Origin of the sequence: Bacillus sp. HMSC036E02, assembly GCF_001836235.1 — a bacterium.
In the GTDB taxonomy this organism is placed as follows: Bacteria; Bacillota; Bacilli; order Bacillales; family Bacillaceae_G; genus Bacillus_A; species Bacillus_A cereus.
Genome location: NZ_KV827874.1, coordinates 64,655 through 80,592, shown reverse-complemented (window position 1 = coordinate 80,592; position 15,938 = coordinate 64,655). Strand labels below are relative to the sequence as shown.

Genomic DNA, 15,938 nt, shown 5'->3' with positions numbered 1-15,938 from the left:
AGGAATTTTATGCTTAAAATGAAAAAATTATTTACTTTAATCGTATTTTCATGTTTATTCGTGCTTGTTGTTGCTGGTTGCGGAAGTAAGAAAGATGAGGCAAAGGAAACAAATACGAAGCAAGGCGGGGCTGTTGAACAAATTAAGAAACGAGGGAAATTAGTAGTCGGGGTAAAGAATGATACGAATTTATTTGGATTAAAAAATCCTTCAACAGGGCAGGTAGAAGGATTCGATGTTGATGTCGCGAAGGCACTTGCGAAAAAGATTCTTGGAGATGAAAAGAAGCTAGAGCTGAAAGAAGTAACGTCTAAAACACGTATTCCAATGCTGAAAAATGGTGATATTGATGCAATTATTGCAACAATGACAATTACGGAAGAACGCAAAAAAGAAGTGGATTTTTCAGATGTATATTTTAAAGCAGGACAATCGTTACTTGTGAAAAAAGGAAGCAATATTAAGAGTGTCGATGATATAAAACAAGGCGTTAAAGTATTAGCTGTAAAAGGGTCAACATCTACAAATAACATTCGTCAAAAGTCACCAGAAGCGACTGTATTAGAGTTTGAAAATTATAGTGAGGCATTTACAGCGTTAAAGGCAGGTAAAGGTGATGTGTTAACGACAGATAATGCGATCCTTTACGGAATGGCAAAACAAGATTCTAATTATGAAGTAGTAGGAAAAATTTTCACAGATGAACCGTATGGAATTGCAGTGCAAAAAGGGGCAGATGATTTAACGAAAGAGATTAATACTTTAATTAAAGACATGAAAGCAAGCGGAGAGTATGACAAATTATATGAGAAATGGATTGGACAAAAACCAGAAAAGTAGATAGTAAAAGTGAGAGGATGAGAGTACTCATCCTCTTCTTGTAAAGAAAGAGGGGAGAATATGTGCCTGATTTTTCTATATTAACGAATAACATTGATATGTATTTAGAAGGATTTAAATATACAGTTATGTCTAGTGTAATTGCATTGATAGGTAGTTTTATTTTAGGAGTAATTTTGGCAGTAATGCGTATTGCACCTATTCGTATTTTAAATTGGATAGGATCAGCTTTTGTGGAGTTTGTAAGAAATATTCCACTCGTATTAATTGCATTTATATTCTATTTTGCTTTACCTGTAATAGGAATTACTTTAAATGGTTTTGTAGCAGGAACAGTTACGCTTACGGTATATACGGCAGCTTTTATTGCAGAAGTAATTCGCGCTGGTATTTTATCAGTTGCGAAAGGGCAAATGGAAGCTGCTCGCTCTTCAGGGCTAACGTATGTGCAGGCGATGTATTATGTTGTCTTACCACAAGCTGTGAAAATTGTAATTCCCCCTTTAGGAAACCAGTTTCTCAATTTAGTTAAAAACTCCTCAATACTTGGAATCATTGCTGGTGCTGATTTAATGTATCAAGGAGATTTAATTTCAACGAAGACGTTTGTTACGTTTGATGTTTATATATTTGTCGGGATGTTTTATTTAATATTAACAATTCCGCTCAGTATGCTAGTGCGTTATTTAGAAAAACGCTTAGCAAAGGAGGCGGTGTAAATGGATTTCAAGGGAGCAATTACAGGAGATCATATTCTATTTTTATTAAAAGGATTACTTATAACATTAGAGGTAGCGCTCATAGCAATTGTACTTAGTTTTATTATTGGAAGTGTAATCGGTATATTGCGCTACACGAAAATACCTGTCGTCTCACAAATATTAGGAGTTATAGTTGAAGTGATTCGAAACTTACCACTACTGTTAATTATATTTTTCACGTATTTTGCACTTCCAGAAGCAGGCTTGAAATTAGAAATTATAACAGCTGCAATTGTTGCTTTAACAATATTTGAGGCAGCAATGATATCTGAAATTGTTAGAAGTGGTTTATTGTCTATTGAAAAAGGGCAGGTTGAAGCCGCAAGATCTTCGGGATTAACTTATGTGCAAGCGCTGTGGCATATTATCTTGCCACAAGCATTAAGGAGAATGGTTCCGCCGCTTGTCAGTCAATTTATTTCATTGCTGAAGGATACGTCGCTAGCGGTTGTTATATCACTCCCTGAGCTTATGCATAATGCTCAAATTATTAGCGGGCAAAATGTGAATTACATGATTCCAACATTTATATTAGTAGCTTGTATGTACTTTATCGTAAATTATAGTTTATCAATTTTATCGAGAAGATTAGAACTTCGTTGACTCTTACAATATATGTAAGAGTTTTTTTCCTTGTTTCTCCTTATTTTCCTCTAAATAGAATCTAAATCTTGCAATAATTCGATTTTTATATTATTTTATCAGAAAAGTTTTAATTTTATATAGAAAATGTAATCGCTTTCGTGTATATTTTTATTATCAGAAAATTTTAACAAGATATAGGGGTATTGGTAGGGGGAGGATTTAGATGCAGCAACCAACGAATGAGAAATTACATCGCACGATGAAGAGTAGACATTTATTTATGATCGCACTTGGTGGTGTAATCGGAACTGGTTTTTTCTTAGGTTCAGGTTACACTATTAATCAGGCTGGACCAGGGGGAGCCATCCTTTCATATTTAGTAGGCGGATTTATTATGTATTTAACAATGCTTTGTCTTGGAGAGTTAACGGTAGCTATGCCGGTTTCAGGATCTTTCCAAAAGTATGCAACGAAGTTTATTGGACCAGGAACAGGCTTTATGATTGGCTGGTTATACTGGCTTGGCTGGGCAGTAACAGTGGGTCTAGAATTAACGTCAATCGGTTTAATGATGAAAAGATGGTTTCCAAATGTTGATGTTTGGGTATGGTGCCTTGTATTCGGTGTTATTTTATATGCTTCAAACGCAATTTCGGCAAAAAGTTATGCTGAATTAGAATTTTGGTTTTCTAGTATTAAAGTAATTACAATCCTTGCATTTGTTGTTCTTGGTGGTAGTGCATTATTAGGATTTATATCATATGACGGAAAAGAAGCAGCACCTCTTTTCTCTAACTTTGTAAGCGATGGTGGACTTTTCCCGAATGGACTAGCTGCCGTACTACTTACAATGATTACAGTTAACTTCTCATTTCAAGGAACAGAGTTAATCGGAATTGCAGCGGGAGAAAGTGAAAATCCAGAAAAAACAATTCCACGTGCGATCCGTAATACAGTATGGCGCATTATGTTATTCTTCATTTTAACAATGACAATTTTAGTAGGATTAATTTCTTGGAAAGAAGCAGGTGTAATTGAAAGTCCATTCGTAGTCGTATTTGATAAAATTGGTATTCCATACGCAGCTGATATTATGAACTTCGTTATTATTACTGCGTTATTATCTGTAGCGAACTCTGGATTATATGCAGCGACGCGTATACTATGGTCACTTGCAAATGAGGGAATGGCACCAACTTCCTTCCAGAAAGTAAATAAGCGTGGTATTCCAATTACAGCGCTAGTCGTAACGATTGCGGTAGCTGGATTATCTCTATTCACAAGTTTCCTTGCAGAAGATACAGTATACATGTATTTATTATCGATAGCTGGTTTATCGGCTGTTTCAAGTTGGATCATTATTGCTCTATCGCAACTTCGCTTTAGAAGTCAGTATATAAAAGGCGGAGGAAAGTTAGAGGACTTAAAGTATAGAACACCACTATACCCGATTGTTCCAATTTTAGCTTTAATTACAAATAGCATCGTTGTTATTAGTTTAGCGTTTATTCCTGAACAAAGAATGGCGTTATACTGTGGTATTCCATTTATCATTTTCTGCTATATATATTATTATATTAGTAAGAAACGGCAGAAACCGATGAAAGTGGAGATGGAAAAAACAAATGAAACTAACAATCAAACACGATGATATAGAAGCAGATTTATTGTATGGTCAATTAGCGATTGGAAAAGAAAACGGTTATTCACCGTTACAATTACTCGTTTCTTCTATCGCAGGGTGTAGTGCAATTGTCTTTCGAACGATTTTAGAAAAGAAACGTATTCCATACGATACGTTTACAATCGAAACTGAAATTGGTAGAAGTGAAGCGTTATCGAAGCCAGTTGAAAGTGTTCATTTGCACTATAAAATTAAAGCGCAAAATATTACAGAAGAGCAGCTGGACAAGGCGCTGCAACTTGCAGTGAAAAATTGTACGATTGTTCAATCTGTAAAAGATAGTATAAAGGTTACGGAAACAATTGAACTAATAAAATGAAACATAAAAACGTGAGAATACGGCTCTCACGTTTTTATGTTTTTAATAAAGGAAGAAAGTATGATGGAATGTTTAGGTTGTAAATTAGCAAACGAAGAGGAAAAAATATATAAAATATATAAAGATGACTATGTAACTTGCTTTTTAGATTATGCGCCTTTCTACCCAGGACATACTTTAATTGTGCCAAAGCAACATGTTGTAGAAGTAGATGAATTAAATGATGTTGTAGCAAAATCCGTTATGGATGCTTCTAAGCTTATTGCAAAAGCGATTAAGATAGTATATAAACCTGACGGAGTTACAGTTTGTCAAAATGGTGGAGTATTTAACGAGTTAACACATTATCATATGCATGTCGTACCAAGATATAAAGAGCGTTCGTTTGCTGAGTTTTATATGGTACAACCAGGAGAAAAGCAGAATCATAACTTGGAAGAGACACAGAATTTGTTAAAAGAAGCGATAGAGCATATGCTGCTTACTGAAAAGGCGTAGCGGTCAGGAAAATTCTAATATTAAAAAGCCCAATTTCTCAGTTAAAATAGAGAAATTGGGCTTTTGTTTATTCTATTATTAAATTTTATACATAAAAAGATTTTGCAGTGTCACAAAGTATAGCGCTTATTCGTTATATAGAGTGAGAGGAGGAATTATATGAAAGTTACAAACAACGATTATGAAAAGATGGAAGAGCTATATGAGTTGTATGAACAAAAGATTTATTATGTAGCGTATTCTATTTTAAATAATATTCAACAGGCTGAAGATGCGGTTCAAGAGACGTTTATTACTCTTTATAAGAACTTGGAAAAGCTCCATAGCTTGGCTACTCAAGAGCTTAAACGCTACATTTTGAGGGTCGCGAAAAACAAGGCGATTGATAGTTACCGGAAAAACAAACGACATGAAACATTTTTAGAAGAATATGAAAGAGAATCTGTAGAAGCAGTAGATGAAAATATTGAAGAGTGGGAAAAACGTAAAATGTCTGAGGTTCAAATTGATGCATTGCTAAAAGAGTTAAACGAATCTAATAGACAGGTGTTTAAGTACAAAGTTTTCTATAACTTAACGTATCAAGAAATTTCAAGTGTCATGGGGATAACCGAGGCAAATGTCCGCAAGCAGTTTGAACGCGCTCGAAAACGAGTCCAAAATATGATAGGAGGTATACAACATGACGAATTCAAAGAACTCCAAAGAAATATATGAACTTGCTGAAAAAATTGCTTTAGATGATTTTGATAAACTTGAAGAACAACATGAATTTTCACATACATATACGCGCAAAAAGAAATTGTTTATGGAGGAAATGAAGCCGCAAAATGGACAACCGCTGAAAAAGCGTAAAAGACATCGTATGTTAATCGCTGCTGCTTGCTTATTGATCGGCATGCCGACAACCGTTTTTGGAGCAGTAAAGGTCTATAATATGATCGTTCAAAAACAAAATTATGAAGTAAATGTTTCAGTAACAAATAAGGACTCGAAAAAGGCTGATAAGTGGTATAAGCTGAAAATCGATAAATTACCAGAAAATATGGAAGCAATTGATGACTCTGCTATGAAATATTCCTTTAAAGATAATGACGCAAAGGGGGGATTTTCATTCGCTCTTCGGAGAGTAGGGGAGAATACAGATTTTCAAACGCTGTACTCTAAAAGTTATGAAGAAAAAGAAATAAACGGTAGGAAAGCAGTAATTGTCCATAAAGAAACAGGAAACAACAATGTAATGTTTGACAGAAAGGTCTTTCTCTTTTTTGAGAAAGAAGGGATTATGTTAGAAAGTTATATTGGATCCGATGTAAACGAAGAACAAATGATGGATGTGTTAGGGAGTATTTCACTTGAGCCTACGTCAAAAGAAAAGGCATCATATATAGTAGATTATGATGAAAATCGTTTTAGCAAAGCAGATGAACCTAAAGAAACTAAGGTTATTCCTTTGAAAAAAGATAGTAAACGACTATTTCATATAGGACAAAAGGTTCCAGTAACGATATCTATGGATAACAGCCAAATTGAATATGTGATAGAAAAAGTTGAAGTTTTTGATTCAATCAAAGATTTTAAACAAGAGAACTTTAATGAACTTGGCCTAGAGATATTAAGCAAGAATAAGGCTTTAGATCAGACGGGAAAATTACTATCATACAGACGAGATGAATATAAATTAGGGAATGGTAAAGATTCAATTGATACATTAGTAGATTCGAAATTAGTTAATGTTAAATTTGTCTACTTAACAACAACAGTGAAAAATATTGGCAAAAAGTCGACAGAAGAAATCTATATGCATCCATCCATAAAACAGCTTAAATTTGAAGGGAATGCATGGAAATACGCTAAAGAAGAGGGAATGGATGCAACGCGTATTATGACGGGAGAAGTTGATTATTTAGAGCCTCACGGAGATGGGAAAAGCTTCTACAATATTGGCAGTATCCGACCAGGAGAAACGGTAAAAGTTAACTTAGGTTACTTTGTAGATGAAGATAAACTAGATTCAATCTTTTTGGATGCTTTCCATTACAGAGGGAATGGAAGTACTGAAAATATGAATGCGTCATATCGTTGGTGGATTGATATTCGTCAACAGTCAAAACGATAGGAACAAATACACAAAAAGCTGCTTATATTTAGCAGCTTTTTTCGTCTTCATACATATGTAAAACTTCTTTCGCACGCATACGTAAACCATCTATCAATTCTATCGGTTCTAAAACTTTTGCATCTTTTCCGAGTCTATAAAATAAAGGGGTAATAAAATTGATTTCTCCTTTATCAATTGTTGAATGTATATATCCTGTCCCGTTTTCGTTTGTTACAACGAATTCTTCAAGGTAAGGCACGCTTTTACATTGGCGTACGCCTTCTGTTGACAGTAAAACATGTAACTGAGTAGGATTATGTACTACGTGAGAGTTAGAGGCAAACCACTCTTCTAAATTCATGAATGTATCTTCATTTTCTTCCGTTGATAATATAGAAAGAATACGATCGACGCGATACAGTAATGTTTTTTCTACATTAAAATCATAAGCAGGTAAATACCATAAACCATCATGCGCATATACACCGATAGGATGAACGTGTTTTGTTTTGATCCTTGATTTAGATTCGTATTGAAAGTGTAAATTTTTATTTTCAATAGCCGCTGTTAACACTTCGTTTAAAAGTGGTGTCTCAATTGTTCTTTTCGGATTCCAAAAGGCGATATAAGAACGTATTTTGTCAACTTTAGCTTTCGCATCATGTTGTAGGGAGCTATATAGTTTATGTGTAACGGAATTTATTTCTGTGTTAAAAGGCAAGTCTCTGTAGTAGCTTAAAGATTGAAAGGCAAAAAAGATAGAGACTGCTTCTTCTTCGGTAAATAAAATAGGTGGAATTACTCTATTCGTTAATACTTTATATCCTCCGTTGCGACCTTGTTCAGCGTAAATGGGTAATCCCATATCACTTAAATCTAAAATGTATCTATGGACAGTACGAACAGAAATATTAAATTCATCGGCTATTTCTTGAGCTGTAAATGCTTTTTTCGCAGAAGCAAATATAAGAATATCTAATAAGCGTTTAGCTTTTGACAAATGTATCACCTTTTTTCTTTTTAAACATGACATAAATTGTCGTGTTTTATTGTTAGTATATTGTTTACATCATAATGTTATCAAGATGAGGTATAAGGAGGAAAAAATATGTCACGTGAAATAGTTTTATTTATTGCGGCGAGCTTAGATGGATATATTGCGAAAGAAGATGATGATTTACAGTGGTTAATGGAAACCGAAGGAGAGGGAGATAACGGTTATACAGAAATGTACGAAACTATTGATACAATAATTATGGGAAAAAGAACGTATGATTATGTAGTAGAGCATATAGAACCATTCCCGTATTTAGATAAAAAATGTTATGTTTTTTCTAACTCAGAAAAAGGTTCAAACGAACACGTGGAGTTTGTAAATGAAGATGTAGTGGAGTTTACAAAAAGGTTAAAAGCACAAGAAGGATCTAAAATATGGATGGTCGGTGGAGGGAGTCTCTTAAGAGAGTTCTTTAAGAATAATCTAATTGATGAATATGTTGTTACGATTACACCTCACATATTAGGTTCTGGAGTTCCGTTATTTCAAGACAAGAACCCGGAAATTAATTTAACTTTAACGGATACGAAACGTTTTGGGCAATTTGTAAATTTATATTATAAAGTAAAGTGATAAAAAACACGACTATTGATGATAGTCGTGTTTCTTTATGGATGGTAATGAAATTATAAAGCAAGACCCATAATCGACTTCGCTCGTTACAGTAATATTTCCGCCGTGTAGTTCTACAATTTCTTTTACGATAGATAGTCCTAAACCAGTTCCGCCTGTAGCTCGTGTTCTCGCTTTATCAACTCGATAAAAACGATCGAAAATGTGAGGGAGGTCTTCAGGCGGAATACCTTCGCCTTCATCTTCAATTGTAATGAAAATACGTCTATGTTCTTCTGTAACAGAAATGTTTATATGAGAATGTTCTTTTGAATGCCTATAAGCGTTATTTAAAATGTTTATTATAACTTGTTCAAATCGCTGTTCATCTAAGTTTACTACCAGTGTAGGAGGACAAGAGAAAGAAACTTTAATGTACCTTTCTTTATACATAGCGTTAACTTTTTCGGCTATGCGAGTAAGGAATGTGTGTAAATGTACTTCCTTTACTTGAATAGAAAAGTTATGTTGTTCCATTTGTGCAAGTGAAAATAAATCTTGAACTAAGTTTGTAATGTAATCAGACTCATCTTTTATAATAGATAAATATCGCAAACGTTGCTCAGGAAATGTGGTCTCTTTTAAAGCAATGTCAGCGTAACCTCTTACGTATGTTAATGGTGTTCGTAATTCGTGAGCAACACTTGCTAGAAATTCACTTCGCTCTGTTCTCATATAATGTAAATCATTTGCGAGCGTTTGAATAGATGATGCTAGTTCACCAATTTCATCATTTCGAGTAGTCGTTAATGAAACGGACAAATCGCCTTTACTCATTTTTTCAGTTGCATGTTTCATGTGTAACAATGGTTTTGTTAATAAACGTGATAATAGGAAAATTGTGATGACTGTGAGTAGAAACGTGATGGCGCCAGCAATAATGAATTGTTTCGTTAATCCATTTACCAACTTTTCAATGGATTTTGTTCCAAGAAACATATACACATACCCTTCATGTTTTCCAGCTACTATGATAGGACTAACTGTACATATATAATTAGATGTTTTCCAATGATTTTCTATAATCGCTCCGTTATGGTCTGTTCGAGTCTGCATGCTACTAATGTGATTTTTTATAGTCGTGTTTATTTCGTTAGATTTAGCTAGCACTTCTTTATTTGTATTTGTAATAACGACAGTTGTTTCAGCTTCAGATTCCATTAATGCTACGTGAGAGATGGTTTGCTCATCGTAATATTTTTCAAGTACATCTCGATGACTATTTCCTCGCTTTAATAAAGCTGTCATTTCTTCATTTACTCTAGTGTTTACGAGACTATAATAGAGCAAAATAAAGAGAACACTTTCAATTAAAAGTGTAACAATTAAAAAATAAAATCCGAATTGAATTGAAATTCGTTTCATCGTTTTGCCCCTTACTGTTCAGTATCAACCCATCGATAACCTACTCCATACACGGTTTTTAAATGATGATCAATAGGGAAATTTGCTTTTCGCAATTTATCACGTAAATTACGAATATGCGAATCGACTGTGCGATCTTCTGTATTTGTGTTTAATCCCCAAATTCGTTCGATGAGCTGATCACGGTTTAATACGTAGTTCACATGGCGTAAAAATAATCCGAGTAAAGAAAATTCAATTGGTGTGAGAAGGAGTTCTTCACTATGGACAGAAACGAAGTGTTGTGTTTCATCCCATACAATACCGTGATATTGGATTTGTTTATGTTCATTTGTACGTCTTAAAACGGCTTCAATTCTTGCGAAAAGTTCTTCTTCATGGAAAGGTTTCGTTACGTAATCATCGGCTCCAAGTTTTAATCCTTGAACGACATCTACTGTTTGATCACGAGCTGTAACCATAATAATAGGAATGTTACTAAAAGATCGGATTTTTTTGCACGTTTCCCATCCGTCCATCTTTGGCATCATAATATCGAGTAAAACAAATTTAAAGTTTCGATTTTCTATATGTAAAATAGCTTCTTCTCCTGAAGTCGCACATACGCAGTTATATCCAATTGGGGTAAGATAAAGCGTTAATAATTCAAGCATTCTCGGTTCATCGTCTACGAGCAGTATATCAATCATAGAGAGCCCTCCATATTTATAATCGTTACTTAAAGTGTAATGCAAAATCATGAAGAAATGGTGCAGATTATGATGCGTCTGCATAATTTCTTCAGAATTGCTTGTTATTGTGGAGTTGAAATTACATTTTAGGTAATCATATTGGCTCAAAAATGATTAATACGGAGGCGGTATAGTGAAAAAAATGACCCGAATTTTTGGGATAACAATAATTACAGCAGTTGGTCTTGCTGCATGCGGACAAACGAATACAGACCATAAAAACCATGAATCTACAAAAGAGAAGAAAACAGAGCAAAAGGAAATGAAAATGAATCAGGAGGTAACGGCGCCAAAAGAAATGAACGAAGGTGCATCTAATGATTTATTAACGACAAGTCTAAAAAATGTGACGAGGTTAAATACAAATGACCCCCTAAAAATGGCAGTATTAACTTCGCAAACGATATGGCCAGCAACTCATAAGGAGAACCAGCCAGGTGCTGTTATTTTAGTACCAGCAAGCGAGTGGCAATTAGGTATTGCGAGTGCAGACCTTATTCATCATCCGAATAACGGGCCGATTTTATTTATAGAAAAAGAAAAGATACCGGAAATGACGTTAAAAGAAATAAAACGATTAAATCCAATCGGAACGAAAGACGGAAAACAAATTATGGTGATGGGAGATGTAGGTACTAGCGCGCTTGAACAATTAAAAGGTTATAAAGTAAAACAAATAAAAGAAACGGACCCAGCTATATTTGCGAAGGATGTTGATAAGGAGTATGCCGATATAACAGGAAGCTACCCAAATAGTGTTATTATTGGTTCGTCTGCAGAAGAAGGCCGTTTATATACAACACCCGCTGTAAATTGGATTTCTCATATGCCGGAACCACTACTCTATACAGAAAAGAATAAAGTGCCAGAAGCGACAATAGAGGCATTAAAAATGAGAAAAGACAAAGCAAATATATATGTATTAGGGCCAGAAAAAATTGTTTCAAAAGAAGTGGAAAAAGAGCTGAGCAAATACGGGAAAGTAACGCGTATTAGTGGAGAGACTCCAACAGAAAATTCGGTTGCGTTTGCGAAATTTAAAGATGAAAAAACAAAATTTGGCTGGGGATTCACAAAACCTGGTCACGGTTTATCATTTGTTTCAAGCAAAACACCAGATTTAGCAGTTGCTGGGGCACCTTTTTCACATATGGGTAAACACGCACCTGTTGTCTTGTTAGAAGAAGGGAAAGCTTCACAACCAGTGTATGACTTCCTTGCAAGCATTCAGCCGAAGTTTAAAGATAATCCAACACTTGGACCATATAATCATGGCTTCTTATTAGGAAGTACGAGTGATATTTCATTTGAAACACAAGGAATACTAGATGAGAGGTTAGAAATTGTTCAAGAAAGTGGTCAAGGACACGGTGGACATTAATGAAATGAGCAAAGACGCTACTGATATAGCGTCTTTTTCTTTAGGAAACTTTTACATAGTAAAAAATCTTCTACTCGTTATATAATAGCTTTCGTGCAGTCGGCTGATTTTCTTATGGAGAAAATCAAATGATAAAGGAGTAGAGGAGTGGTATTTTGTTTCAAACGATAAAAAATGATTGGTTTTCTAATGTGAGAGGGGACGTGTTATCAGGAATTGTCGTTGCTTTAGCATTAATTCCTGAAGCGATAGCCTTCTCTGTTATCGCTGGTGTGGATCCGACCGTTGGGTTATACGCAGCCTTTTGTATTGCAGTTACCATTTCATTTGTTGGCGGAAGAACTGGGATGATTTCAGCTGCAACAGGTGCAATGGCATTATTAATGGTGACGCTCGTTAAAGATCATGGTTTGCAATATTTATTTGCTACAACAATATTAACAGGTATTGTCCAAATTATTTTTGGCGTGTTCAAACTGAGCTCATTTATGAAGTTTGTTCCGAAATCTGTTATGAGTGGTTTTTTAAATTCACTTGGAATTTTAGTTTTTACAGCGCAATTACCGCATTTTAAAAATGCAAATTGGCAAATGTATGCACTTGTCGCATTAGGTCTTGTAATTATATATGTATTTCCACGTGTTACGACGGCTGTCCCGTCTACACTGATTTCCATTATTATTGTGACGAGTATTGCACTTATGAGCGGATTACAGTTGAAAACAGTAGGGGATATGGGAAGCTTGCCGAAAGAATTACCATTATTTAGCATTCCTGACGTGCCTTTTACAGTTGAGACATTAGGGATTATTTTACCGTATGCAGTTATGCTTGCAATTATCGGTTTACTAGAATCATTATTAACAGCTTCAGTTTTAGATGATATGACGCATACGGAAAGTAATAAGCATAAAGAGGCACGCGGTCAAGGGATCGCAAACATTGTTGCTGGTTTCTTCGGAGGAATGGCAGGTTGTGCAATGATCGGTCAATCTGTTATTAATATTAAATCAGGTGGACGAGGTCGCCTATCAACATTTGTAGCGGGCGGATTTTTAATCGTATTACTATTTGTTTTAGGAGATTATGTCGTTCATATTCCGATGGCAGCTTTAGTTGCAGTTATGATTATGGTTTCAATCGGAACGTTTGATTGGAACTCTGTAACAACAATTCATAAAGTACCAAAAGGAAACGCATTTGTTATGATCGTAACAGTTGTGATTGTCCTAATTACACATAATTTAGCATTAGGTGTAATTATCGGAACAGTAATTAGTGCGGTTTTATTTGCATTCAATATGGCAAAGATTCACGTGAAACATTTATATATTGAAAATAAGAAAATATACGAAATTCACGGTCAACTTTTTTTTGCATCTACAGCCGACTTTATAAATAATTTTTCATTTAATGAAGATGTAAAAGAAATCGAAATGAACTTTACTCATGCGCACGTATGGGATGATTCGGCAGTGGCATCAATTGATAAAGTTATCATGAAGTATGAACAAAGTGGTGTGAAAGTAACTATAACAGGATTAAATGAACGTAGTTCAAAACTTGTTGCAAATTTAGCTACTTATAATAAAAGAATTGCTAGTTAAAAGCCTCCTTTTTAGGGGGCTTTATTATATAATACGAATAGGATAACGAAAAGGGGATTCAGCATATGTACAAACAAATTATATTAGCATGTGACGGTTCTGAACATGCACTTCGAGCAGCGGAGCATGCAACCTATATTGCGAAATGTAGCGAAGAAACAAATGTTGAAGTTGTGTACGTAGTAGATAATAGAACGGCAAAATCAGATATTATACAAGGTCAAACAGATTTAGAAACAATATCGGCTAGTCGAAAAGATAAATTAAAAGAGATTGAAGGTTTATTAAAGAAAGAGAACATTTCTTATACAATTACGATATTACATGGTGATCCTGGAGATACAATTGTTCAATATGTAAATACAGGAGATATAGATCTTGTCATTGCTGGAAGTAGAGGGCTCAATACACTGCAAGAAATGGTGCTGGGAAGTGTAAGTCATAAAATAGCAAAGCGTGTGAAATGTCCAGTGATGATTGTAAAATGAAATAGAATGTAACGAAGACCTTAGTATAACTGAGGTCTTTTTTTATGTATAAATGACTCTTATTTGTGGAAATACTAGATATATAAGTTGAAAAGATGTTAACTTACAAATTTGTAAGTTAGTTGTTAGAGAAATCGATGTTATGAAATTTTTCCCATTGGTAAAATAAAAGTATCAAAGGGGAGATAGGGAGGATGGAAGCAATGAAATCATTTCAAAATTTGTCATATAGCCAAGGTGTCAGTCTTATTTGTTTAGGGGGATTTGCTGCATCTGTTACGTTAGCTGTTTTAATAAAGGTGTTTCATCAAATCTTTTAATCTTATAGTAGGGAAGGAATTGGTTGTTATCATTAGTAGGAACAGCAATGAAAATAAAAAATAGCTCTTAGCATGTATGTAAATGCTAAGAGCTATTTTTATGCTTGTTATATATTATTTAAGCTTGCTTTTGTTTTACTGACCCTGTATTTAAAGTAAGAGCAAGGAAGAACATTGCAAGTACACAAGATACAAGTAATAAGATGAATCCGCCATCCCATCCGAATGCATCCACGATAAAGCCCATAGCTGCACTAGCGAAAGCGGCTCCGCCTAAGTAACCGAAGAATCCAGTTAAGCCTGCTGCAGTTCCAGCAGCTTTCTTTGGTGCTAAATCTAGAGCGTGTAGACCAATTAACATAACCGGTCCGTAAATTAAAAATCCAATTGCGACAAGTGCGATACTATCAACCATTGGATTACCAGGAGGGTTTAACCAGTAAACAAGAACTGCGATAAATACACCGACCATAAATAAAATACCAGCAGGTGCACGACGTCCTTTAAATAGTTTATCACTCATCCATCCGCAAAGAAGTGTACCTGGAATACCAGCCCATTCATATAGAGCGTAAGCAGTACGTGAGCTACTATGAGTAAAGCTTTTTTCTTCTACTAAATAAGTAGGAGCCCAGTCTACAACTCCGTAACGTACGAAATATACGAAAACGTTCGCAATAGCGATGTACCATAAAAACTTATTGTTTAATACGTATTTAAATAAAATTTCCTTTACTGAAAGCTCGCGTTCGCGATCTTTTACTTTTTCATCTGGTGGATATTCCCCAGTATGTTCTTCAATAGAAGGTAACCCACAAGATTGAGGCGTATCTTTCATCGTAATTAATACATAAATACCAACTAAAATTGAAAGAATACCTGGGAAGTAAAAAATACTTTTCCAGTCATCTGCGAAGAAGTATAAGCCTAATGTTACAAGTGAAGGCATAAGCGCTCCGCCAACATTATGAGCGACGTTCCAAATAGACATTTTTGTACCACGTTCGCTAATAGAGAACCAGTGAACCATCGTACGACCACAAGGAGGCCATCCCATACCTTGTACCCATCCATTTAAAAACTGAAGTACAAACATAAGTATAATGCTCGTTGTAATGAAAGAAAATGAGCCGAAAATAATATTAATGATACCTGATAAAAATAGCCCAGCTGCTAAAAAGTAGCGAGGATTACAACGATCGGATACGATACCCATAAGAAATTTACTTAATCCGTAAGCGATAGAAACTGCTGAAAGGATAACCCCAAGTTCCCCTTTACTAAAGCCTTGCTCGATTAAGTATGGCATTGCTAGTGAAAAGTTTTTTCGAACAAAATAGTAACCTGCATAACCGATGAAGATACCTAAGAATACTTGTAAACGTAATTTACGGTATTCGCTATCAACGCGATCAGCTGGTAAGCGTTCCGCGTGGGGCGCAGGTTTAAATAATTGTGTGAAAAACATAAAATGAAAATCCTCCCCTAATTAATTCGAAGCGTTTTAAGACAGAGAACATAAAAAGGCCATGAAATATAAAAAAGTTTCCTTTTTTATGATTCATAGCCGTGTACTCCGTTTCTCCGTG

General features: G+C 35.0%; 17 protein-coding genes. 13 read left to right on the top strand and 4 right to left on the bottom strand.

What is annotated here, in order from left to right:
• The first annotated feature begins 9 nt into the window (after positions 1 to 9).
• The 8 genes from glnH to HMPREF2590_RS25435 all read left to right on the top strand — a co-directional run bounded on the left by glnH (position 10) and on the right by HMPREF2590_RS25435 (position 6,806).
• Positions 10 to 840 carry a glutamine ABC transporter substrate-binding protein GlnH gene (gene glnH, locus HMPREF2590_RS25470; protein ID WP_000916491.1) on the top strand — a complete coding sequence of 277 codons (831 nt, stop codon included), beginning with the start codon at positions 10 to 12 and terminating at the stop codon, positions 838 to 840.
• 62 nt (positions 841 to 902) lie between these two features.
• Positions 903 to 1,559: an amino acid ABC transporter permease gene (locus HMPREF2590_RS25465; RefSeq protein ID WP_001112667.1), complete on the top strand. Its 657-nt coding sequence runs from the start codon at positions 903 to 905 to the stop codon at positions 1,557 to 1,559.
• Positions 1,560 to 2,204 carry an amino acid ABC transporter permease gene (locus HMPREF2590_RS25460; RefSeq protein ID WP_000345955.1) on the top strand — a complete coding sequence of 215 codons (645 nt, stop codon included), beginning with the start codon at positions 1,560 to 1,562 and terminating at the stop codon, positions 2,202 to 2,204.
• 205 nt (positions 2,205 to 2,409) lie between these two features.
• Positions 2,410 to 3,837 (top strand): amino acid permease, encoded by a 1,428-nt coding sequence (locus HMPREF2590_RS25455; protein WP_001187097.1) that lies wholly within the window; start codon positions 2,410 to 2,412, stop codon positions 3,835 to 3,837.
• Positions 3,812 to 4,189, top strand: a complete 378-nt coding sequence (locus HMPREF2590_RS25450; RefSeq protein WP_000778818.1) for an OsmC family protein — start codon at positions 3,812 to 3,814, stop codon at positions 4,187 to 4,189. Before HMPREF2590_RS25455 ends, HMPREF2590_RS25450 begins: the two co-directional genes overlap by 26 nt.
• A 63-nt stretch (positions 4,190 to 4,252) precedes the next feature.
• Positions 4,253 to 4,687, top strand: coding sequence for an HIT family protein (locus tag HMPREF2590_RS25445; RefSeq protein WP_050821603.1), 435 nt, complete (start codon positions 4,253 to 4,255; stop codon positions 4,685 to 4,687).
• 159 nt (positions 4,688 to 4,846) lie between these two features.
• On the top strand, positions 4,847 to 5,404 hold the full coding sequence (locus HMPREF2590_RS25440) for an RNA polymerase sigma factor (RefSeq protein ID WP_000869272.1): 558 nt from the start codon (positions 4,847 to 4,849) through the stop codon (positions 5,402 to 5,404).
• Entirely contained in the window at positions 5,370 to 6,806 is a 1,437-nt protein-coding gene (locus HMPREF2590_RS25435) for a DUF4367 domain-containing protein (protein ID WP_050821605.1), read from the top strand. Before HMPREF2590_RS25440 ends, HMPREF2590_RS25435 begins: the two co-directional genes overlap by 35 nt.
• Positions 6,807 to 6,834: 28 nt before the next feature.
• Here the strand turns inward: HMPREF2590_RS25435 and HMPREF2590_RS25430 are convergent, their stop codons facing one another.
• Positions 6,835 to 7,821, bottom strand: coding sequence for a helix-turn-helix transcriptional regulator (locus HMPREF2590_RS25430; RefSeq protein ID WP_119781844.1), 987 nt, complete (start codon positions 7,819 to 7,821; stop codon positions 6,835 to 6,837).
• A 75-nt stretch (positions 7,822 to 7,896) separates the two neighbouring features.
• Between HMPREF2590_RS25430 and HMPREF2590_RS25425 the strand changes: the two genes are divergently transcribed.
• The gene (locus HMPREF2590_RS25425) at positions 7,897 to 8,418 is read left to right on the top strand and encodes a dihydrofolate reductase family protein (protein WP_000085764.1); all 522 of its coding nucleotides are present in this window, start codon (positions 7,897 to 7,899) and stop codon (positions 8,416 to 8,418) included.
• Positions 8,419 to 8,430: 12 nt separating this feature from the next.
• On the opposite strand, the gene HMPREF2590_RS25420 is transcribed toward HMPREF2590_RS25425, so the two are convergent.
• On the bottom strand, positions 8,431 to 9,822 hold the full coding sequence (locus tag HMPREF2590_RS25420) for a sensor histidine kinase (RefSeq protein WP_050821607.1): 1,392 nt from the start codon (positions 9,820 to 9,822) through the stop codon (positions 8,431 to 8,433).
• Between the two features lie 11 nt (positions 9,823 to 9,833).
• Positions 9,834 to 10,511: a response regulator transcription factor gene (locus HMPREF2590_RS25415; protein ID WP_050821609.1), complete on the bottom strand. Its 678-nt coding sequence runs from the start codon at positions 10,509 to 10,511 to the stop codon at positions 9,834 to 9,836.
• Between the two features lie 175 nt (positions 10,512 to 10,686).
• Between HMPREF2590_RS25415 and HMPREF2590_RS25410 the strand changes: the two genes are divergently transcribed.
• The 4 genes from HMPREF2590_RS25410 to HMPREF2590_RS25395 all read left to right on the top strand — a co-directional run bounded on the left by HMPREF2590_RS25410 (position 10,687) and on the right by HMPREF2590_RS25395 (position 14,349).
• Positions 10,687 to 11,934 (top strand): ArsR family transcriptional regulator, encoded by a 1,248-nt coding sequence (locus HMPREF2590_RS25410; RefSeq protein ID WP_050821611.1) that lies wholly within the window; start codon positions 10,687 to 10,689, stop codon positions 11,932 to 11,934.
• 155 nt (positions 11,935 to 12,089) lie between these two features.
• The gene (locus tag HMPREF2590_RS25405) at positions 12,090 to 13,541 is read left to right on the top strand and encodes a SulP family inorganic anion transporter (RefSeq protein ID WP_050821613.1); all 1,452 of its coding nucleotides are present in this window, start codon (positions 12,090 to 12,092) and stop codon (positions 13,539 to 13,541) included.
• Positions 13,542 to 13,606: 65 nt separating this feature from the next.
• Positions 13,607 to 14,029, top strand: coding sequence for a universal stress protein (locus HMPREF2590_RS25400; RefSeq protein WP_000277999.1), 423 nt, complete (start codon positions 13,607 to 13,609; stop codon positions 14,027 to 14,029).
• Positions 14,030 to 14,232: 203 nt separating this feature from the next.
• Positions 14,233 to 14,349, top strand: a complete 117-nt coding sequence (locus HMPREF2590_RS25395) for a DUF4027 family protein (protein WP_000834733.1) — start codon at positions 14,233 to 14,235, stop codon at positions 14,347 to 14,349.
• 118 nt (positions 14,350 to 14,467) lie between these two features.
• Here the strand turns inward: HMPREF2590_RS25395 and glpT are convergent, their stop codons facing one another.
• Entirely contained in the window at positions 14,468 to 15,817 is a 1,350-nt protein-coding gene (gene glpT / locus HMPREF2590_RS25390) for a glycerol-3-phosphate transporter (protein WP_070861614.1), read from the bottom strand.
• Between the last annotated feature and the right edge of the window lie 121 nt (positions 15,818 to 15,938).